Below are 18833 nucleotides of genomic sequence, written 5' to 3'. Positions count from 1 at the left end.
CTCGAGCAGATGACACTGGACAGGTTCCGCCCCGCGGTGAAAGGCGCCATCGCGCCGTCGGTGACGCTGGCCAAGCGCGTCGGGCTGACGCCCAACGGGGTGAGTGTGCTCGCGTTCGCGCTCGCGCTCGTCGGCGGCGCCGCCTTCGTCGTCGCGCCGCGTCGCGATCCCCTCCTCTACCTCGGCGGCGCGGTCGCGGTGGCGCTCAACGGCTGGCTCGACCTGGTCGACGGCGAACTCGCCCGGGAGATGGGCACCGGCAGCGACGCGGGCGACCTGCTCGACCACGTCCTCGACCGCTACGCCGACATCGCGATGATCGCCGGGCTCGCCGCCGGCCTCGAGGCCTACGCCCTGGGACTGGCCGCCGTCACCGGCGTCCTGATGACCTCCTACCTCGGGACCCAGGCCCAGGCCGTCGGCCTCGACAGGGTCTACGGCGGGCTCGTCGGCCGCGCTGACCGCCTGGCGCTGGTCGTCGCCGTCGGCGCGGCGGCCGCGTTCGTTACCGAACCGTTCTCCGGGCTGACGGTCGTCGGCTGGCTGCTCGTCTTCTTCGCCGTCGTCGGCCACTTCACCGCGCTCCAGCGGTTCTACTACGCCATGAAGGCGCTCTGACGTACGGACGAACGGCGCCGTCCTGACCGAGACGCGGGCGTCTCTGCTCGGACGGCGTCAGCCGCTGACCGATGATTTATTCCCTCCCAGAGCAACCGTTGGGTAATGGCGATCACAGCCGAGTTCGTCATCCGCTCGCCGTCGCTCCCGCTCACGGACTTCGCGGCGTCGCTGCCGTCGGGTCGGTTCGAGTGCGAACACGGTCTCTGTCTCAAGCGGGACTGCGACGTGTTCGTCGCCCACGTCGACCCCGACGACGGCGTCTCCGAGGCCGACCTCGCGGCGCTCGAAGCGGTCGTCGAGACGTCGGCGCTCGGGCGGCGAGACGGCAGGGACGTCTATCGGCTCACCGTGGAGCTGGGGGCGGTCGCCGAGGCGTTCGCCCCCGAACGGTTCACCGCGGTCGAGGTGGAGCCCGTGGTCGTGACGCCGGAGGGCTGGTACGAGAAGAAGCTCTTCGAGAGCTACGACGAGCTCGACGGGATCCGGACGCGGTTCGAGGACCACGGCATCTCGATGGAGATCGTCTCCGTCACGCAGGACGCTGACTCGACCGCCGAGTCGCCGCAGTACGGACTGACCGACCGGCAGTACGAAGCCCTGACCCTCGCCATCTCGCGGGGCTACTACGAGAGCCCGCGCGAGATCACGACCGAGGAGCTCGCCGAGGAGATGGGCATCTCACAGCCGTCCATGTCGACGCTCCTCCGCCGCGGCGAACGGCAGCTCCTCTCCTCGACGCTCGAACCCCACAACCGGTTGAACGCGCTCTCCTCGTAGGCCCGAGTCGACTCCTCCTCTTAAACGCCCTTTCCATATAGCATCGACTCTATGCGCGGGGCGGTTCGAGCGAAGGTACGATGACGGAAGACGGTGAGGACCGACGACAGCCGGCGGTAGCGTACAGGAACTTCGACGACAAGGTCGCCTTCGTCACCGGGGCCGCGAGCGGCATCGGCCGCGCGACCGCACTGGCGTTCGGGCGGCAGGGCGCCAGCGTGGTCGTCGCGGACGTGGCCGAGGACGACAACCGGGAGACAGCGGAGCTGATCGAGGACGAAGGCGGGCGCGCGCTCGCCGTCAGCTGCGACCTGCGGAAGTCCGAAGAGGTGCAGGCGGCGATAGAGACGACGGTAGACGAGTTCGGTCGCCTCGACTTCGCCTGCAACAACGCCGGCGTCGAGCAGGGGCCCGAGAAGACGCACGAACTCGACGACGACGAGTGGGACCGCATCGTCGATACCGACCTGCGCGGCGTCTTCCTGTCGATGAAGTGCGAGATCCCGGCGATCCTCGACGGTGGCGGCGCGATCGTCAACATCTCGTCCGGTGCCGGGATCAGTGGGTTCCCTGGGAGCGCGTACGGCGCCGCGAAACACGGCGTCGTCGGGCTGACGCGGTCGGCCGCGCTGGAGTACGCCGAGACGGACCTCCGTATCAACGCCGTCTGTCCCGGGATCGTCGACACGTCGATGATGGACCGGTTCACCGGCGATACCGAGGAGGGGCGTCAGGAGGTGATCGATCAGGAACCGGTCGGACGAATGGGGAACCCGGCGGAGATAGCCGACGCGGTCCTCTGGCTGTGTTCGGACGCCGCCTCGTTCGTCCTCGGACACGCGATGGTCGTCGACGGCGGTCAGACTGTGTGAATCATGAACGTGACACGCATCTCGGCGGACGATAGGGACGAAGCGGACCACCCCGTGCAGGTAGGGACGCCGCTGCTCTCGGCCGGCGTCGAGAGCGCGTTCGATGGGAACACCGCACAGGCGGCGGAAGTGACTTTCCGTCCCGGGGAGCGAACCAAGTTCCACGCCCACGAGGGGGTACAGATCCTCTACGTCACCGAGGGGACCGGCGTCGTGGGCACCCGCGAAGGCGAACGCGAGGTCTCGGAGGGCGACCTGGTCGTCTTCGAACCCGGAGAGGAGCACTGGCACGGCACCGGCGAGGACGCCGAGTCGGTGTTCAGCCACGTCTACTTCCTCGCGGAACCGGACGACGCCGAACTAGCGATACAGGAAGCGCCCGAAATCGAATAGCGGCCCGACGCGTTCGTCACGGAACCGCTCTCGGGGCCGACCGTGGTGGGCTGGCTGCTCGTCTACGACGTGAAAGCGCTGTAGCGGGGCGACCGAGACCACCATCGGCGTTCCAGCGACTGACGGATACGTACCGCTTCGACGCCGACTACTTTCACGGCGGAAAAACCACTTTCACCCGCAGGACGGCGCGGCGATCACCCCCGACAATCGGCGTTCACTTTCACTCCGGAGGTGCGGCTAACGGCTTTTGTACAGGAGTCGCTGGTCGGAGGTGTGACGGCGAGCGAGTACGCGGACGACGGCACGGCAGGTGACGGCAGGGCGGGCGACCGTCCGCCGGCGCCGGCGGAGGGACCGGACGAGAAAGACGCCCCGTGGCACCGGCGACGGTGGACGACCATCGTGCTGGAGGAGTACGGCGGCGGCTGGCGGGCGACCCAGACGGGCGTCGCCGCGGAGGGACACGGCGACACCGCCGCCGACGCCGCCGCAACGTACTGCCGGCGGATCGCCGAGACCGGCGACCGGCGGTCGGGCGGCGGGGGCGACGAAGGACCGGAGTCCGACACCGCGGACGCGGGAGCACCGGTGTCGAACGGCCGGGGAGGCCGCGATGGCTGACGCGCCGCGACCGGGTTCGCGGGTCGTCTACCGATGTCGGGCCTGTGGGTTCGAGTTCGGCATTGGAGCGGTCGGGGCGGTTCCGTGCCCGCGCTGTGGCTGCATCGGCGACCACGACCGGACGGGGACGGCCGCGGAGGCGACGGATGGTGGCCCCTGAGGCCCTCGCCGACCTGCTCTCTGACCCCTACCGAGTGGCCTGCCCGAACGGCCACACGGCGCTGAAGCCCGCGACGACGACGCCCAGCGCCTACTGCAGGACCTGCCGCGAGTCGTATCACGCGAGCGAACTGGTCGACAGACGGGTCGGCTCCTGCAAACCGTACCGGAACGGGAAGGACTAAGTATGTGTGGCAATAACACACAGATGGAGCCATACGGGGCTCCCGACGTGAATCAGCGTCGTGAACTCCCGGAATATTGGCACTGTGCACGAACAAGCGGGCGAATCGCGACGGGGACTGGCCACCCCGTCGCATCTCGAGGCTTTTATCGGCGTACCTCGGTGAGAGCGACTGATACAGTACTGCGGAGCCGGTTCGCTGACTACGCGAGCAGTGGCGAGCCCTCGGTCGCGGGTAAGTATCGAATCGGGACCGCAGACGAACGGGGAGTTGGGACCGCAGACAGCACCCGTGACAGTCGCGATCGATCGAACGCCTCGGCCAGTAACTCTATTGGGGAGGACGGAAACGAGAGTGTGTGAACGGACGCTGGGGCGGTCGCGCGATTTCGGAGAACGTCGTCCTCGTGGCGATGGCGCTGGCGGCGCTGTTGCTGGCGATGTCGCTGGTCGCGTCCATCTCGGGCGGGCCGGCCGACCCGGACCGCCCCCGAGCGAGTTTCGTCTTCGAGCCCAACGGGACGGACGTGGTCGTCACCCACTACGGCGGCGACCGCCTCAACGGCTCCCACGTCGCCGTCGAGTCGGCGACTCGCGGGCGGCTCGGCAGCTTCGCCGGCACGGACGAGGGAGGCTGCGCGACGCCGGTCGAAAACGTCACTCGCGGCAGCGAGTGCCGGGTCCCCGACGCGGTCTACGAACAGCTCTACGTCGTCTGGAACGGCCCCGGCGGCGACCGGCTCGTCCTCGACCGCCGGCCCGCGGACCCGACGCCGTCGCCGACCCCGACCGCGACGCCGACACCCACCGCGACGCCGACGCCCACTCCCACCCCCACACCGAGCCCCACGCCGACCCCGACACCGGGTGCGGTGACGCCCGGGACGCCGGGCAACGGCACCGCGACGCCGGGCAACGGGACGGCCGCCCCGAACGGGACGGCCACTCCTGGACCGAACGGGACCGCTGCGCCCGAGGGCACCACCGCGCCGAACGGGACGAGCGCGCCGCCCGGGGGCGACGGCGGGACGGGCACGCCCGCCGCCACGCCGATCGGTGTGGCGACGCCGGGCAGTTCCGAGGCCCCGGCGCTCGCTCGCGTGGGCGGATGACCGACCCCGCGGGCGAGGGGTTCTTGCCCCGGGGCGCTAGAGAAGGCACAGAGGAGATGACCGCGAGCGAACGCCGTGCCGAGCGCCGTCGACCGGCGCCCGCGGGAGGGGCCGGATGAGCGGCGACCTCGGGAGCCTCGGCGCCGACGCGACGCCCGACCAGGTGGTCTGTCACGTCGACATGGACTGCTTTTACGCGGCCTGTGAACGCCTGCGCGAGCCCGCGCTGGAAGGCCGGCCGCTCGTCGTCGGGATGGGCTACGAGTCCGCGGAGACCCACGGCGCGGTCGCCACCGCAAGCTACGAGGCCCGCGAGTTCGGCGTCGAGAGCGCGATGGCGATCTCCGAAGCGCTCGAACGGCTCCCCCGGAAAGTCGACGCCGCGCGGGACCCGGATCTGGACGTCGAGCAAGCGGGGTTCTACCGGCCCGTCGACCTCGATTACTACGACGAGGTCGGAGCGGAGGTGAAGGCGATCCTCCGCGACGCGGCCGAGGTCGTCCGGGAGGTCAGCATCGACGAGGCGTACCTCGACGTGACCGACCGGGTCGCGTGGGACGAGGTCGAAGCCTTCGCCCGCGACCTCAAGGAACGCATCGGCGAGGAGGTCGGAGTCGTCGCGAGCGTCGGCGTCGCGCCGACGATGAGCGCGGCGAAGATCGCCAGCGACTACGACAAACCGGACGGCCTGGTCGTCGTCGAACCGGGCGAAATCCGGGAGTTTCTCGCGCCGCTGGACGTGGCCGAGATCCACAACGTCGGCCCGGTCACCGCCCGGCAGTTGCGCGAGATGGGTATCGAGACTGCCGGGGACCTGGCCGCCGCCGACCCCGAGCGCGTCAGGGGCGAGTTCGGTGAACGGGGGCTGGCCGTGCGCCGGTACGCCCGCGGCGAGGACCCACGGGAGGTGACGCCCGTCGGCGAGCCCAAGAGCCTCTCCCGGGAGTCGGCGTTCACCGAGGCGACCGAGGACACCGAGCGAAAGCGCGAGAAGGTCCGCGCCCTCGCGGGGGACGTGGCCGACCGCGCCCAGCGCGAGGGCGCGCTCTACCGCACCATCGGGATCAAGGTCGTCACGCCGCCCTACGACGTGAACACGCGCGCCGAGTCGCTGCCCGGGCCCGTCGACGACCCGGACCTGCTCGAATCGACGGCGCTGGATCTCCTGGCGGAGTTCGACGACGAGCGCGTCCGCAAGCTGGGCGTCCGCGTCTCGAAGCTCGACTTCGCCGAGAGCGACCAGGCCAGTCTGACCGGGTTCGAGGGCGGATCGTCGGGGTCGGCCGACGGCGCGACGACGGACGGCGAGAGCGTCGCGTCCGCGGACGGCGATACGGACGGGTCGGACGGTCGAGACGCCCCGAGCGACCCCGAGGGTCAGCGCTCGCTCCGGGAGTACGAGTAGTTCGTCGGCGGTACGAGCAGCCCGCCGGGTGATACCGGGGATTGTTATCGGAGAGCGTCGAACTGCGAGCCATGCGACTGGCACGACTGCAGACCCCCGACGGCGTCGTCGAGGGCCGCTACGAGGACGGGACCGTCGTCACCGAGGACGGCGAGTACCTCGTCGGCCGCGACGGCGAGTTGACCTACCCCTGTTCGCCGTCGGCGCTGTACTGCGTCGGGCGCAACTACGCCGCGACGCTCGACCAGATGGACTACGAGCGCCCCGAGGAACCGGACTTCTTCATCAAGCCTCCGGCCGCCCTCGTCGGCCCCGAGGAGCCGGTCCGCTACCCCGAGTGGACCGACGAGCTCACCTACGCCGGCGAACTCGTCGCCGTCATCGACGAACGCTGTCGGGACGTAGCGCCCGCGGACGTTCCCGAAGTCGTCCGCGGCTACACCGTCATGAACGACGTGGACGCGCTCGACCAACAGGGCCGAACCGCCCGGAAGGCGTTCGACACCTCGGCGCCGCTGGGGCCGTGGATCGAGACCGACGTGGACCCGACGGGGCTGGACATCGAGACCACCGTGGGCGGGGAGCAACGACAGGACGCCAACACCGAGCTGATGCTGTTCGAGCCCTACGAGGTCGTCTCCTACCTCTCCCGGCGATTCACCTTCCGACCCGGCGACTGCGTCGCGTTCGGCAGTCCCGCGAATCCGGGTACCGTCGAGCCGGGCGAGACGGTCGAGATCACCTACGAGGGCGTCGGGACGCTGCGGAACGAGGTCGTCGAGGGCGAGTGACGAGCCCGGCTACGTCGGACGGGAAGCCGTTCCGCTATCGTCGGGGTAAAGACGCTCGATGGGGTAGGAGCCTCCAGTGAACGGTAACGACAGGGCGATCACGGGGATCGCGTCGCTGGCCCACGGGGCGGTCCACACCTACGAGATGACGATCCCGCTGTTCGTGGTCGTCTGGCTCACCGAGTTCGACGCCATCCCGCTGGGCGTCACGAGCGTCGACGTGACGACGGCGACGGTCGGCGTGGTCGTCACGCTCGGCTACGGCCTGTTCGGCCTCGGCGCGCTCCCCGGCGGGATCCTCGTCGACCGCGTCGGCTCGCGGCGGCTAATCAGCGCCTGCCTGCTCGGGATGGGGCTCTCCTACGTCTTGCTCGGGCTGGCACCGAACATGCTCGTCGTCGCCGCGGCGCTGGTGCTGTGGGGAATCGCCGCCAGCGTCTACCACCCCGCCGGCCTCTCGCTCATCAGCAAGGGCGTCGAGGAGCGCGGTACCGGTCTGGCCTACCACGGCATGGCCGGGAATCTCGGCATCGGGCTCGGCCCGCTGGCCGCCACGGTCATGCTGCTGTTCGTCGAGTGGCGCACCGTCGCGCTCGTCCTCGGCGCGCCCGCCGTCCTCGCCGCAGTCTACGCGGCCCGCGCGGACTTCGACGAGACCGCCGCAGTGGCCGAGAGCGGCGCCGCGGCCGACGGGGGCTCGAAGGCCACCAGCGGCGTCGACGACCTGGGCGAGTTCCTCGCGGAGTCGCGGCGACTGCTCGCGGGCGGGTTCGTCCTCGTGTTCGTCGTCGTGATGTGCTCGGGGCTGTACTACCGCGGCGTGCTGACCTTCCTCCCGGAACTGCTGCGGGACCTCCCAGGGTTCGAGCCGATCTCGGTGGACGCGCTCCTCCCCGAGTCCGTCAGGTCCGCCTTCGGCGTCGAACCCGGCGCCGGGCAGACGCTGAAACCGCAGGACTACTTCTACTCCGGGCTTCTCCTCGTCGGCGTCGTCGGCCAGTACGCCGGTGGGAAGCTCACCGACCGCATGCCCGTCGAGTACGGGCTGGCAGGGTCGTTCGGCGTGCTCGCGGTCCTGGCAGTGCTGTTCGTCCCGGTCTCCGAGGCGGGGCTCGGCCCGCTGGTGGTCCTGGGCGCGCTGCTCGGTGCGTTCCTGTTCGTCGTCCAGCCGATGTACCAGGCGACCGTCGCCGAGTACACGCCGTCGGGGACACGCGGGCTCTCCTACGGGTTCACCTACCTCGGCGTGTTCGGCGTCGGCGCGCTCGGCGGCACCATCGCCGGCGGGATCCTCGCCGTCGCGAACGCGACCGCCCTCTTCCTCGTGCTCGCCGGCATCGCCGCCGTCGGGTCCGTTACCGGGCTCGTGTTGGCCCGCCGGGCCGGCTGAAGTCGGCCGACGCCCGAATCCGCGACCCCCGCCTCACTCAACAGAAGTTCTGCGTGGCGACCACCTGCGTCCGCCCGTTTTCGGGGTCGAGGACGACGCCGATCCCCTCGCGGTTCCAGTATGGCCGCAGGAGGTTCTCCCGGTGGCCGGGTGAGTTCATCCACCCCTCGACGATGCCGCGGGCGATCCGCGTCTCGTTGCCGTCGTAGCTGACGACGCCGTCCTCGGTTTGCACCGGGGTGTATGCGTACGTGTACGCGAGGTTCTCGCCGCCGGTCACGTACCGCTGGCCGCCGGTGTCGACCCGGCAGTCGTAGCCGAAGCGGTCGTAGCGGTCGAGCAGAGTCTGCCCGTCGGGCGCCGTGTGGGCGAAAAACTCCTCGTCGGCCATCCGCCGGCTGTAGTAGGTAGCGATCTCGGCCAGGTCCTCGTCGGAGGCCAGCGGTTCGAGACTGCGGTCGCGTCGGATCTCGTTTACCCGTTCGTGGATCGCCCGCTCGATCCGGACCACGTCGATCTCGGCGGCGGCTGTTCCGTCGCCGACCGCGGACGAGTCGTCGTCGGTCAGCGCGACCGGGCCCGAGCCGCCGACGACCGTCTCCTCCCGGTCGGTCGCGGGCGGGTCCACAGACCCGCCGTCGGTCGCGGTCCCGTTCGGCGCGTCGACAGCGGGACCGGGTCCGCCGCCGAGTGCGACGAGTCCCAGCCCGACCGCGGCGGCAACGGCGAAGACCAGAACGACGAGAACGCCCGCGACGGCGCTTCGACTGGCGAGCGCAGTGGATCCGGGCGCCCGGGCGGTGTCGCGACCGCGGCGATGGTCCATCGGACGGGTGTAGCCGATACGCGCGGATAGGGTCGTCGCTGACGCTCGCTTGACCGCCGATCCGATACGCTGGTCGGGCTGGCCGCTCAGTCGACGCCGTTCTCCAGGTTATCCAGTAGTTTGCCGACGAACAGCCCCATCCGCGGGGACAGCTCGTCGTTCTCGGGGGTCTCGACCGGGTGGGCGGCCATCGTCTCGACGAAGCGCTCGCCGAAGGTCATGGTGTGCATCATGTCGACCACGTCGACGGTCAGTCCCGCGTCGGAGGTGTTCATCTCGGGGTGGCGCTCGCGCTCGGCGGTCGAGTAGCTGATCGTCCACGAGGGGCCACCCACCGCGTCGACCACCGCGTCGAGCGGACCGATCTCCAGCGGCCCGTCGGGCGCACCGACGTAAACGGTCCCCTCCTCGACGTGGGTCTCGTAGCGCGTCACTGTCCCGTCCACTCCATCGGTCGCGACCACTCTACGCCCGATTCGGGCCCCGCTGGTAAATGTATTGACCATCGTTGCGGTGACGGTTCGAAGCCGTCACCGAGTCGATCGAGTCACCGTGACCGCTCTCGGCGCCGCCGAGGCGCCGACAGAAAGTATTTGTGAGAAGACACGATAGGGGTTCGGACGATGGATTCGCCCGTTCGGCGGCGACGGCTGCTCCGCGCCGGGATGGCAGCTCTCGCGACAGCGGGCGCCGGATGCAATCGAAATACCGCGGACGGGCCCTCGCCGGAACCGTCCGGAAGTGAGCCGAGAGGGCCCGAGTCTCGGAAGCCGGGAGCGCGAACGGACACCGAGTCGCCGGCGGCTCCGACAGCCACCCCACCCGAACTCCCGTTCGATGTCCCTTCTCGTGAGGACTGCGTCGTCCCGAGGCGGCCCCGACCCACGCCGGGAGCGGGGTTCCAGCCGAGAGAGTATCCCCAGTACGCGAGCCCGCCCGACGCGACGTCGGCGGCGGCCTACGCCGCCGCCTACGAGGAAGCCTATCGGTTCAATTCGTATCTCGATTCCGAGGCGAACGCGGACACGCGACAGTTGACCGTCGATGCGGACGCCGAAGACCGAATCACGGAGGAGACGACGGACGGGTTCCTCGTCGGTGTCGAGGGCGAACTATCGGTGATGCAGGACGGGATAATCGAAGACAACCCGGTAGTCGGGGTCTACTACCTCGGCCCCGGCGTCGGGCTCCGGGGTGAAATCCGCGAGCCGACGCTCTACGAGGTCGAGACGCTCCGTTCGATCACCGTCGAGCGGTCACGAGCTCTCTACTGCCAGGGGAGTCGAGACGAGGGACCCGAGAGTGATAGAGGGAGCACGTGACGCCGGCTCGATACGCCGAAGCGCTTCACCGATACGAACCCGGATCGGGGACGGTGTCTCCGGCCGGCGTGACCTGCGATCGCCCGCCGACCGGCCGATTTCCGCGCGTCAGACGGAAGTCTGACGGGGGCTTATGGCTCGGCCGCGGGTTTCGATCGGTAATGGCAGAGACAGAGTCGATCACCGTCGCGGACGTGAGCGACGGACCCTGTGGGAGCGGCGAGCCGGGCCGGGCCGTCGACCTGCCGGTCGTCGAGCTGCTGACCGGCCGCGGGTTCGTCACCGGCAAGTCCGGTTCGGGCAAGTCCAACACGGCCAGCGTCGTCGTCGAGAAACTGCTCGACAACGGCTTCGGCATGCTCATCGTCGACATCGACGGCGAGTACTACGGCCTCAAGGAGGAGTACGAGATCCTCCACGCCGGCGCCGACGACGAGTGCGACATCCAGGTCACCGTCGAGCACGCCGAGAAGATCGCCACGCTCGCCCTCGAACAGAACGTCCCCATCATCCTCGACGTCTCCTCGTTCCTCGACGAGGACGAGGCCGCGGACCTCCTGACGGAAGTATCGAAGCGGCTGTTCGCCAAGGCCAAGAAGCTCAAACAGCCCTTCCTCATGCTCGTCGAGGAGGTCCACGAGTGGATCCCCCAGAAGGGCAGCGTCGGCGAGTGCGGGAAGATGCTCATCAAGATATCGAAACGGGGCCGCAAGCACGGCCTGGGCATCGTCGGCATCAGCCAGCGCCCGGCCGACGTGAAGAAGGACTTCATCACCCAGTGCGACTGGCTCGTCTGGCACCGGCTGACCTGGAACAACGACACCAAGGTCGTCAAACGGGTGCTCGACGGCGACTACGCCTCCGCCGTCGAGGACCTGGACGACGGCGAGGCGTTCATGATGAACGACTGGGCCGAGGAGATCCAGCGGGTCCAGTTCCGTCGCAAGCAGACCTTCGACGCCGGCGCCACGCCCGGCCTCGACGACTTCGAACGCCCCGACCTCAAATCGGTCAGCGACGATCTGGTCTCCGAACTCGCCGAGATCAGCGAGGAGAAAGAGCAGACGGAGGACCGCATCGCCGAGTTGCGCGACCAGCTCGACGAGAAGAACTCCCGTATCGCCGAGCTGGAGGCCGAGTTGCAGGACGCCCGGGACATGCAGCGGATGGCCGACCAGTTCACGCAGGCGCTGGTCGACCACGTCAAGGGCGCCAACCCCGGTCGCACCGAACAGGCGCGGATGCGCGACCGCCGCGCGGCCGCGACGGGCGATCAGTCGTCGCTCGACGACGCCGACGAGTGGGCCGACGGCGCCGCGCCGACCGAGGCGCCCGTCGACGACGAGCCGCCGCTGCCCGACGAAACCGCCCGCGAGGACGACGGCTACGACGGCTCGACGATGACCTGGCCGGGCGACGAGGCCGCCCGCGCCGAAGCCTGGGAGGGCGGCCCCGACGCCGACGAGGGAGACGACGCGACCTCCGAGCCGGGCGCTGACGCCGCCCCGAGCGACGACGGCATGTCCTTCGGTGGGATGGCCGAGGCGTTCGCCGACGACGACGCCGAACCCGCGGCGGGCGCCGCGACGGACGGCGGCACCGCCGCGCGACCGGACGACGGGCTCGACGGCGGCGACGACGCGTCGATGACCCGCGGGTTCGACGGCGTCGAGACCGACCCGCTGGGCGACCGGGCGACCGACGCCTTCGAGGCGGGCACGTCGACGGCCATCGACGACGAGGCGGTCGAGGACGCCGCCGCGTTCGCCCGCGACATCGCCGACGACCTGGCGGACTTAGAGCCCGAGACTCGCCGGATGCTGCGGTACTACCGCGACCACGGCCCCGGAACGCCGATGGACGCGCTGTTCGCCGCGGGCGGGTCCGACGACCGAACCGGCGCGTACGCCCGCAATCGGCGGCTACGCGTCCACGGGCTCGTCGAGCACGTCGGCCGCGGCCGCTACGACTACCGCGTCCCCGCGCTCCTGGCCGAGCGCACCGACTGCGAGTCGGTCGACTCGTTCGTCCGGCAGGTCGAGCGCGCGCTCGACGGCGACGACCTCGAAGCCCCGCCGGCCGAGGACGCCGCGGACATGCCAGCCGAGAACGAGGGCGCCGAAGACGTGCCGACCGAGAACGCCAGCGGAGACGAATCCACTGGCCCCGCTCTCGACGACCTGGCCGCCGACGACTCCGACAGCGAGGGAGCCGACGACGAGATCTCCGCCGCGGCCGGCAACGACGAAGTCGAGATCATGGACTAACGGGTCGTCGGTTCGGACTGCGGCGCTATTCTATCTCTCTGACGACCTCGGCGGGGTTCCCCTGAACGACGACGTTCGGGGACACGTCGTCGGTGACGACGGCGCCGGACCCGATCACCGCGCCGTCGCCGACGGTCACGCCGGGGTTGATCACGGCCTGTCCACCGATCCACACGTGGTCGCCGATCGAGACCGGCCGTCCGGATTCGAGCCCGCTCGCCCGCTCCTCGGGGTCGAGCGGGTGCGTCGCAGTGTAGACGTGGACGCCGGGTCCGAGGAGACAGTTCTCGCCGAACTCGACGGGGCAGACGTCGAGGACGACGCAGTCGAAGTTCGCGTAGAAGCCGTCACCGACGCGGATCTGTTCGCCGTAGTCACACCGGAAGGGCGGCTCGACGTGTACCGTCCCCTCGACGGCGCCGAACAGCTCGCGGATCAGCCTCTCGCGTCGGTCCGTCTCGCCCGGCTCCGTGGTGTTGAACGTCGCCGTACGCTCTCGCGCCCGCTGTCGGGCCGCGACGAGATCCGGGTCGCTCGCGTCGTACAACTCCCCGTTCAGCATCTTCTCGCGCTCGCTGTCCATACCGGCGGGGAGTCGTCCCCGCTACAACTGAGTTGTGCTGTCCCTGCCGGCGAATCGGTTGGAAACGCGGGTCGGGACCGTCCCCGAATCACCGCGTCTCAGATCTCCGGCAGCCGCAGGCCCGCGGCGACCATCGCGAGCGCGCCGACGGCCAACAGGGCGATCCCCGGGAGAAAGGAGCCGGTGAGGTCCCGGAGGCCGCCGACGAGGAACGGACCGAAGAAGCCGCCGAGTTCGCCGACGGCGAACACGAGGCTCACGGCGGTCGCGGTGAGTCCGGGGCCGATCTCCTCGATCTCGGTCGGGATAGCGCGGACGAGCGGGGAGACGCCGCCGACGCCGGTCCCGACGACGACCGCGGCGGCGCTCGCCGCGAGGACGCCGCCGCCGACGGCGAGGCCGACGAGGCCGACCAGCGCCGCGACGCCGCAGGCGACGACCGCGCCGCGGCGCCGGTTCAGTCGATCGGAGAGCGGCGGGACCACCACTGTCCCGGCCGCCTGGCCGACGACGAACAGGGTGGCGACGGTCGCGGCCCTCGCGGTCGTCGCGCCGCGCGCGCCGGCCAGCGTGGGGAGCCACCCCTGGAGGCTGTGGTTCAGCAGGAGGTAGACGGTGCCGACGACGACGAGCAGGCGCATGACGCGGTGGGAGAACACCCGGGCCACGTCCGCGCGGAGCGACCCGAGGGAGAACTCCGAGTCGGCGTCGTCGCCGTAGGGCGTCCCGTGCCGGCGAGCGTGCCAGACGGCGACGGGCACCCAGACGACGAGGAAGGCCAGCGCCGCGCCGCCCAGCGCCCGGAAGGTCGGGCGCCACCCGCCGAGGGCTGGACCGAGTATCGCGCGGCCGACGCTGTAGGCGGCGGCCGTCCCGGCGTAGGAGCCGAGGATGTACACCGTCGACATCGTGCCGAGCAGCCGCGAGGGGAAGACGCTCGCGACAAGCTTCGGGAGTCCGAACGTGATCCCCGTGGCGCCGACGGCGAACAGGACGGTCGTTGCCAGCATCCCGGCGAAACCGGTCGTCGCCGAACGGAGTAACTGTGCGACGCCGAAGATCCCGGCCGCGAGCGCGATGCCCCGACGGGCGCCGATGCGGTCGAGCGCGAGCCCGGACAACAGCGAGAGCGGGACGTACGTGAGCGGGACCGCGCCGACGAGCGCGCCGGACTGGGTGTCCGAGAGCCCGAGTTCTCGGCCGATTGGTTCGAGGAAGGCCGCCAGCGCGAACCAGTTGGCCGTCAAGAGGAGGTAGCTCACCGCGCCGAGGACGACCAGCGCGTAGGAACTCGGTGGGACCGCGTCCTCCGCCCCGTCGTCGCCCGGGCCGTCACCGTCCGCGTCGTCGCTCGACTCGTCCCGACCCGCGTCGTCGACCATGCCCCGCCTAGCGACGAGCCGAGGAAATACCCTCCGGCAGCGGAAGCGAGGGCGGGTCGGGCGACGATCGGGGTCGGATCAGGCCGAGGCGCCGGCGACCGCGCCGTCGACGACCGCCTTGCGCGGCACGACTTCGATGTCGGTCGCGGCGCCCACCGCGGCGCCGCCTTCGACGGCCTCGACGCGGAGGACGACGTCCTCGGGGCTGGCGCAGCCGCAGTTGACGAACTCCTCCCACTCGTCGCCGACCGCGACGGGCCCGGCGTGGGCCCAGCGGAGGTATCGTCGATAGGAACGCTCGGCCATCTTCTCGACGACCCAGGCGCTGTCGGCGACCCACCACCCGTCGTCGCCGTCCGCGTCGACCTCGGGCGACCGGAAGGAGACGACGATCCGGTCGGCGGGGTCCGAGACCGTCGACGGATCGGTGGTGTTCACCGCGCGGTCGGTCCCGGTCATCTGCCCGCCTCCGGAGTACCGTCGCGGGCCATCACTCGGTGTAGCCCTCGATCAGCTCGCGCAGCTGGGCCTCGGGCTGTGCGCCGACGACCTGTTCGACCTGCTCACCGTCGGCGAACAACACGAGCGTCGGAACGCCGCGGACGCCGTAGCTCGACGCGAGCCCCTGGTTTTCGTCCACGTCGACCTTCGCGACCGTCGCCTCGGTCGTCTCGGCGATCCGCTCGACCACCGGTTCGAGCGCCTTGCACGGACCGCACCAGTCCGCGTGGAAGTCCGCAAGCACTACGTCCGCCGTCGCGACCAGTTCGTCCAGATCGGATTCGCCGTTCACCGCCACCGGTACGTCCGTCGAAGCCTCGGAGCCGTTCGCTGTCTCGGTTGCCATCGTCCCATCGTACGGCCGCCACTGCTTTATAATTTTGGGTATTTAGTACAATACCGCCCCGTCCGGAATCCAAGATGCCGCCACACACTCCTCTCGGGACATCGAGAGACACGATTACGCACTCTGTATTGTTCATATCCCACAATACAGTGGTCGGAAAGCGGTCGGTCCGGCCCGCGATCAGCACCGGTCGATGACGGGAGATCCCCGCGTGACGGTCGCTTTTATGGCTTCGGCCCCAATCAGTTCCGTGAGTGTCATCGGCGACTTCACGGTGCCGGCGGCGTCGTTCGCGCTCGCGGACGCGCTCGCGAGCCACCCGGAGACGCGGATCGAGGCGGACCGCCAGGCGACTCACAGTCCGCGCGAGGTGTTCCCTTTCCTCTGGGTCACGGGTGGCGACCTCGATGCGTTCGAGAGCGCGTTTCGCGACGCACCAGCCGTCGAGACCGTTTCCGTCGCCGAGCGGACCGACGACGCGGCCATGTTTCGGATCGTCTGGGACGAGCCGTTTCAGGAGCTGATCCACGATATGATCGACCACCACGCTTCCATCCTGGAGGCGTCGGCCAGCGAGGACACCTGGTCGCTCCGGCTCAGGTTCGCCGAGGAGCGAATGGTCTCGTCGTTTCGAGAACACTTCGAGGAGACGGGTCGCCGCTTCGAAGTGCGCTCGCTGTGGCACCCCTCGGATCCGCACCAGCGGGAGTACGGACTGACCGCCGAGCAGTACGACGCGCTCGCGACGGCGGTCCGTGCGGGCTACTTCGACGTGCCGCGCGGCGCGTCGGCGACGGAACTCGGCGAGCGACTGGACATCTCCGGGAACGCGGCGTCCCAACGCGTCCGCCGCGGCTCGGCGACACTCGTCCGAAACGCGCTGTTGCTCGACGAGGAAGCGGAGGGCACTTGAACGGCGGTACGATCGAAGGCGGTGGCTGAACCGTCCCGGGGACCTCTTCGAAGACACGATGGGCAGCCAGAGATCCACGACCGTCACCCTCTCACAGCTATCCGAAGCCGACGTCGACCTCGTCTACGCCGCGCTGGCCGTCGCCGACCGACGGTTCGTCCTCGCGCTGTTGACCGACCGGGAGAGACCGGTTCACCTGTCGTCGGTCGCCGACGCGCTCGCGGCGCGGAAACACGACGGGCCCGGGTCGGCCCCCGAGTCGCTCGTCCGTTCGACGATCACCGCGCTCTATCACGTCCACGTACCGAAACTCGCCGACGCGGGGATCGTCGTCTACGACCCCGAGTCGGAGACGGTATCGCTGGCGGCCGACCCCGAAGTCGTCGAGAAGGCGGTCGAGCTCCCCTCGATCGACTGAGTCAGGCGAGCGGCTCGACGAGGGCTTCGAGCGCGGCCCGCGGGTCGTCGGCCTTCGCGACGCCGCTGGCGAGCAGGACGCCGGTCGCGCCCAGGTCGGCGGCGGCGTCGAGGTCGTCGCCGGTCGAGATGCCGGCGCCGCAGAACACGTCGACCGACTCGTCGACCGCCGCGGCCGCCTCGACGGCGTCGGTGACGATGTCCGGGTCGGCCTTGCTGACGGGCGTCCCCGTTCCGATGAGTTCCGGCGGTTCGACGGCGACCGCGTCGGGCCCGAGCGCCGCGGCGGCGCCGACCTGTTCGGGATTGTTCGCGCAGACGACCGTCTCCAGGTCCGCCCGCTCGGCCGCGTCGAGGCTCGCGTCGATGTCGGCGAGCTTCCGGCGGGCCTCGGAGTGGTTGATCAGCGTGCCCTCGGCGCCGGCGTCGGCGACGGCCTCGGCGAGCGTGCTGCCGGTGTGGCTGCCGTGTTCGACGGGGCTGACGTGCTGGGCCCACGTCTCGACGCCCGTCTCGGCGACCGCCGAGAGGTGGGCGGCCTGGGGCGCGACGGCGACTCGGACGCCGGTCTCGTCGCTCACGTCGGCCGCCGCCTCGGCGATCTCGACTGGGTCACACGGGTAGGCTTTCAGGTTGACCAGAACGAACATACCCGAGTGGCGAACCGCGACGGGCAAATAGGTTGCGAGTGCGGCGACGACCTGCGAGGGAGTCGCGCCCGCGAAGGCTGTCAGCTGTCAGATTAGTTCGCGCGGCGAGGGGGGAGAAGTTAAGGCGGATTGTTCGCAAGATCACTTCGTCGTGACACAGGGGACCGCCGAACGTGGGACGGTGCTGGTCGTCGAGGACGAGGACCACCTCGCCGAGCTGTACACGGAGTACCTCCAGAACGAGTACGACGTGCGCACCGCCTACGGCGGCGTCGAGGCCATGAAGATGCTCGCCTCGGACCTGGACGTGGTCCTGCTCGACCGGCGGATGCCCATCGTCTCCGGCAACGAGGTCCTCGCGGAGATCGAGGAGCGAGGACTGCAGTGTCGGGTCGCCATGGTCACCGCCGTCGATCCGGACTTCGATATCATCGACATGGGTTGTGACGACTACGTCGTCAAGCCCGTGACCCGGGACCGCCTCACCGAGGTCGTCGACCGGCTGCTGAAGCTCTCGGAGTACACCGACCGCAAGCGCGATCTCACCTCGAAGAAGCTCAAACGGAACGTGTTGCAGGTCGAGAAGACCGAATCCGAACTCGCCGACAGCGACACCTTCCAGCGCCTCCAGCGGGAGATCGCCGAGATGGAGGAGACCATCCAGGGGATCGCCGACGACCTCGGCGACGACTACGTCGCCAACAAGCAATGAGCGGCCGCGGTCGAGCCCAGAGCGCGCTCGGGGGCCGGAATTTAGGAGTCCTTCCGTTCGACTACGTCGCCGAGCGTGTACTCGCCCGTCGAGTCCCCGCCGGACCACTCGGACTCGTCGGCCGTCCCGCCCGCCGAGAGGTTCACGTCGAGCGCGCTCTCTAACTTGCGCTGCACGTCGTCGCTCGGGAGCGTGTCGCCCCGCTCGATCTTCCGGATGAGGCTGGCCTTCTCGTTGAGCTTGCGGGCCAGGTCCTCCTGGCTCATGCCCGCCGACTCGCGGGCGGTGCGGACGGTCTCGTCGTAGTCCTGGGCGAGCTCGTCCATCTCGTCGAACATGTCCCGTCGGCGCTGGGAGGACCCGCCCGAACTCGACGAGGACCCGGACGACGACGAGCCGGAGGAACTCGACGACGAGCCCGACGACGACGTGGAGTACTTCGTCGAGGCCGACGACGATGACTGCTGTTTGACCTCGGTACCGAAGTCGGTACACTCGTCGCAGACGTCGAGCTCCGCCCCCTCGACCTTGACGCGGTTGGGGGAACTCGTCTCGCTCCCGCACATCTCACACTGAACCATGATCG

At 69.8% G+C, this 18833-nt stretch carries 23 protein-coding genes; 15 read left to right on the top strand and 8 right to left on the bottom strand.

Annotation, left to right across the window (positions count from 1 at the left end; translation table 11 throughout):
• Window positions 1-9: 9 nt before the first annotated feature.
• The 10 genes from C475_RS15340 to C475_RS15295 all read left to right on the top strand — a co-directional run bounded on the left by C475_RS15340 (window position 10) and on the right by C475_RS15295 (window position 8328).
• A complete protein-coding gene (locus C475_RS15340; protein WP_006884769.1) occupies window positions 10-618 on the top strand; it encodes a CDP-alcohol phosphatidyltransferase family protein in 609 nt (202 codons plus the stop codon).
• A 105-nt stretch (window positions 619-723) separates the two neighbouring features.
• Entirely contained in the window at window positions 724-1398 is a 675-nt protein-coding gene (locus C475_RS15335; RefSeq protein ID WP_006884768.1) for a helix-turn-helix domain-containing protein, read from the top strand.
• Between the two features lie 80 nt (window positions 1399-1478).
• A complete protein-coding gene (locus C475_RS15330) occupies window positions 1479-2270 on the top strand; it encodes a glucose 1-dehydrogenase (RefSeq protein ID WP_006884767.1) in 792 nt (263 codons plus the stop codon).
• Between the two features lie 3 nt (window positions 2271-2273).
• Window positions 2274-2663 (top strand): cupin domain-containing protein, encoded by a 390-nt coding sequence (locus tag C475_RS15325; protein WP_006884766.1) that lies wholly within the window; start codon window positions 2274-2276, stop codon window positions 2661-2663.
• Between the two features lie 276 nt (window positions 2664-2939).
• Complete coding sequence (locus tag C475_RS15320; RefSeq protein WP_006884765.1) at window positions 2940-3287, top strand: hypothetical protein; 348 nt, start codon at window positions 2940-2942, stop codon at window positions 3285-3287.
• Window positions 3288-3433: 146 nt separating this feature from the next.
• Entirely contained in the window at window positions 3434-3631 is a 198-nt protein-coding gene (locus tag C475_RS15315) for a hypothetical protein (protein ID WP_006884764.1), read from the top strand.
• Between the two features lie 358 nt (window positions 3632-3989).
• The gene (locus C475_RS24420) at window positions 3990-4742 is read left to right on the top strand and encodes a hypothetical protein (protein WP_006884763.1); all 753 of its coding nucleotides are present in this window, start codon (window positions 3990-3992) and stop codon (window positions 4740-4742) included.
• Window positions 4743-4857: 115 nt separating this feature from the next.
• Window positions 4858-6147 carry a DNA polymerase IV gene (gene dinB, locus C475_RS15305; protein ID WP_006884762.1) on the top strand — a complete coding sequence of 430 codons (1290 nt, stop codon included), beginning with the start codon at window positions 4858-4860 and terminating at the stop codon, window positions 6145-6147.
• A 71-nt stretch (window positions 6148-6218) separates the two neighbouring features.
• Window positions 6219-6938, top strand: coding sequence for a fumarylacetoacetate hydrolase family protein (locus C475_RS15300; RefSeq protein ID WP_006884761.1), 720 nt, complete (start codon window positions 6219-6221; stop codon window positions 6936-6938).
• Window positions 6939-7014: 76 nt separating this feature from the next.
• The gene (locus C475_RS15295; protein ID WP_006884760.1) at window positions 7015-8328 is read left to right on the top strand and encodes an MFS transporter; all 1314 of its coding nucleotides are present in this window, start codon (window positions 7015-7017) and stop codon (window positions 8326-8328) included.
• Between the two features lie 37 nt (window positions 8329-8365).
• On the opposite strand, the gene C475_RS15290 is transcribed toward C475_RS15295, so the two are convergent.
• Both C475_RS15290 and C475_RS15285 read right to left on the bottom strand, forming a co-directional pair.
• Window positions 8366-9154 carry a CAP domain-containing protein gene (locus C475_RS15290; protein ID WP_006884759.1) on the bottom strand — a complete coding sequence of 263 codons (789 nt, stop codon included), beginning with the start codon at window positions 9152-9154 and terminating at the stop codon, window positions 8366-8368.
• Window positions 9155-9240: 86 nt separating this feature from the next.
• Window positions 9241-9588 carry a hypothetical protein gene (locus C475_RS15285; RefSeq protein ID WP_049930740.1) on the bottom strand — a complete coding sequence of 116 codons (348 nt, stop codon included), beginning with the start codon at window positions 9586-9588 and terminating at the stop codon, window positions 9241-9243.
• 600 nt (window positions 9589-10188) lie between these two features.
• Here C475_RS15285 and C475_RS15280 point away from each other — a divergent pair.
• Window positions 10189-10476, top strand: a complete 288-nt coding sequence (locus C475_RS15280; protein WP_006884757.1) for a hypothetical protein — start codon at window positions 10189-10191, stop codon at window positions 10474-10476.
• A gap of 161 nt (window positions 10477-10637) precedes the next feature.
• Window positions 10638-12743, top strand: coding sequence for a helicase HerA domain-containing protein (locus C475_RS15275; protein ID WP_006884756.1), 2106 nt, complete (start codon window positions 10638-10640; stop codon window positions 12741-12743).
• 25 nt (window positions 12744-12768) lie between these two features.
• Here the strand turns inward: C475_RS15275 and C475_RS15270 are convergent, their stop codons facing one another.
• From C475_RS15270 to trxA, 4 genes are all read right to left on the bottom strand, one after another.
• Entirely contained in the window at window positions 12769-13326 is a 558-nt protein-coding gene (locus C475_RS15270) for a sugar O-acetyltransferase (protein WP_006884755.1), read from the bottom strand.
• A 98-nt stretch (window positions 13327-13424) separates the two neighbouring features.
• Window positions 13425-14708 (bottom strand): MFS transporter, encoded by a 1284-nt coding sequence (locus C475_RS15265; RefSeq protein WP_006884754.1) that lies wholly within the window; start codon window positions 14706-14708, stop codon window positions 13425-13427.
• Window positions 14709-14786: 78 nt separating this feature from the next.
• Complete coding sequence (locus C475_RS15260) at window positions 14787-15167, bottom strand: hypothetical protein (RefSeq protein WP_006884753.1); 381 nt, start codon at window positions 15165-15167, stop codon at window positions 14787-14789.
• Between the two features lie 31 nt (window positions 15168-15198).
• Window positions 15199-15555: a thioredoxin gene (gene trxA, locus C475_RS15255; protein ID WP_006884752.1), complete on the bottom strand. Its 357-nt coding sequence runs from the start codon at window positions 15553-15555 to the stop codon at window positions 15199-15201.
• Window positions 15556-15805: 250 nt separating this feature from the next.
• Between trxA and C475_RS15250 the strand changes: the two genes are divergently transcribed.
• Together C475_RS15250 and C475_RS15245 are read left to right on the top strand one after the other, a co-directional pair.
• On the top strand, window positions 15806-16468 hold the full coding sequence (locus tag C475_RS15250) for a helix-turn-helix domain-containing protein (RefSeq protein WP_006884751.1): 663 nt from the start codon (window positions 15806-15808) through the stop codon (window positions 16466-16468).
• 58 nt (window positions 16469-16526) lie between these two features.
• On the top strand, window positions 16527-16886 hold the full coding sequence (locus tag C475_RS15245; protein ID WP_006884750.1) for a DUF7344 domain-containing protein: 360 nt from the start codon (window positions 16527-16529) through the stop codon (window positions 16884-16886).
• A 1-nt stretch (window position 16887) separates the two neighbouring features.
• On the opposite strand, the gene tpiA is transcribed toward C475_RS15245, so the two are convergent.
• Entirely contained in the window at window positions 16888-17535 is a 648-nt protein-coding gene (gene tpiA, locus C475_RS15240; protein ID WP_006884749.1) for a triose-phosphate isomerase, read from the bottom strand.
• A gap of 151 nt (window positions 17536-17686) precedes the next feature.
• Here tpiA and C475_RS15235 point away from each other — a divergent pair, with 151 nt between their 5' ends.
• Window positions 17687-18247, top strand: a complete 561-nt coding sequence (locus C475_RS15235) for a response regulator transcription factor (protein WP_049930710.1) — start codon at window positions 17687-17689, stop codon at window positions 18245-18247.
• 41 nt (window positions 18248-18288) lie between these two features.
• Here C475_RS15235 and C475_RS22430 read toward each other — a convergent pair whose 3' ends face one another.
• Window positions 18289-18828 carry a multiprotein bridging factor aMBF1 gene (locus C475_RS22430; RefSeq protein WP_082223331.1) on the bottom strand — a complete coding sequence of 180 codons (540 nt, stop codon included), beginning with the start codon at window positions 18826-18828 and terminating at the stop codon, window positions 18289-18291.
• Window positions 18829-18833 lie beyond the last annotated feature (5 nt).

This window comes from Halosimplex carlsbadense 2-9-1 (assembly GCF_000337455.1).
Classification (GTDB): domain Archaea; phylum Halobacteriota; class Halobacteria; order Halobacteriales; family Haloarculaceae; genus Halosimplex; species Halosimplex carlsbadense.
Note: the sequence above shows the minus strand (reverse complement) of the source record. Positions and strands in the feature narration are given on the sequence as shown.

Coding starts and splice junctions, on each gene's coding strand:
- trxA (WP_006884752.1), bottom strand. CDS start 15,555: ATGGCAACCGAGACAGCGAACGGCTCCGAGGCTTCGACGGACGTACCG.
- C475_RS15330 (WP_006884767.1), top strand. CDS start 1,479: ATGACGGAAGACGGTGAGGACCGACGACAGCCGGCGGTAGCGTACAGG.
- C475_RS15260 (WP_006884753.1), bottom strand. CDS start 15,167: ATGACCGGGACCGACCGCGCGGTGAACACCACCGATCCGTCGACGGTC.
- C475_RS15315 (WP_006884764.1), top strand. CDS start 3,434: ATGGTGGCCCCTGAGGCCCTCGCCGACCTGCTCTCTGACCCCTACCGA.
- C475_RS15325 (WP_006884766.1), top strand. CDS start 2,274: ATGAACGTGACACGCATCTCGGCGGACGATAGGGACGAAGCGGACCAC.
- C475_RS15245 (WP_006884750.1), top strand. CDS start 16,527: ATGGGCAGCCAGAGATCCACGACCGTCACCCTCTCACAGCTATCCGAA.
- C475_RS22430 (WP_082223331.1), bottom strand. CDS start 18,828: ATGGTTCAGTGTGAGATGTGCGGGAGCGAGACGAGTTCCCCCAACCGC.
- dinB (WP_006884762.1), top strand. CDS start 4,858: ATGAGCGGCGACCTCGGGAGCCTCGGCGCCGACGCGACGCCCGACCAG.
- C475_RS15275 (WP_006884756.1), top strand. CDS start 10,638: ATGGCAGAGACAGAGTCGATCACCGTCGCGGACGTGAGCGACGGACCC.
- tpiA (WP_006884749.1), bottom strand. CDS start 17,535: ATGTTCGTTCTGGTCAACCTGAAAGCCTACCCGTGTGACCCAGTCGAG.
- C475_RS15300 (WP_006884761.1), top strand. CDS start 6,219: ATGCGACTGGCACGACTGCAGACCCCCGACGGCGTCGTCGAGGGCCGC.
- C475_RS15265 (WP_006884754.1), bottom strand. CDS start 14,708: ATGGTCGACGACGCGGGTCGGGACGAGTCGAGCGACGACGCGGACGGT.
- C475_RS15335 (WP_006884768.1), top strand. CDS start 724: ATGGCGATCACAGCCGAGTTCGTCATCCGCTCGCCGTCGCTCCCGCTC.
- C475_RS15340 (WP_006884769.1), top strand. CDS start 10: ATGACACTGGACAGGTTCCGCCCCGCGGTGAAAGGCGCCATCGCGCCG.
- C475_RS15290 (WP_006884759.1), bottom strand. CDS start 9,154: ATGGACCATCGCCGCGGTCGCGACACCGCCCGGGCGCCCGGATCCACT.
- C475_RS15270 (WP_006884755.1), bottom strand. CDS start 13,326: ATGGACAGCGAGCGCGAGAAGATGCTGAACGGGGAGTTGTACGACGCG.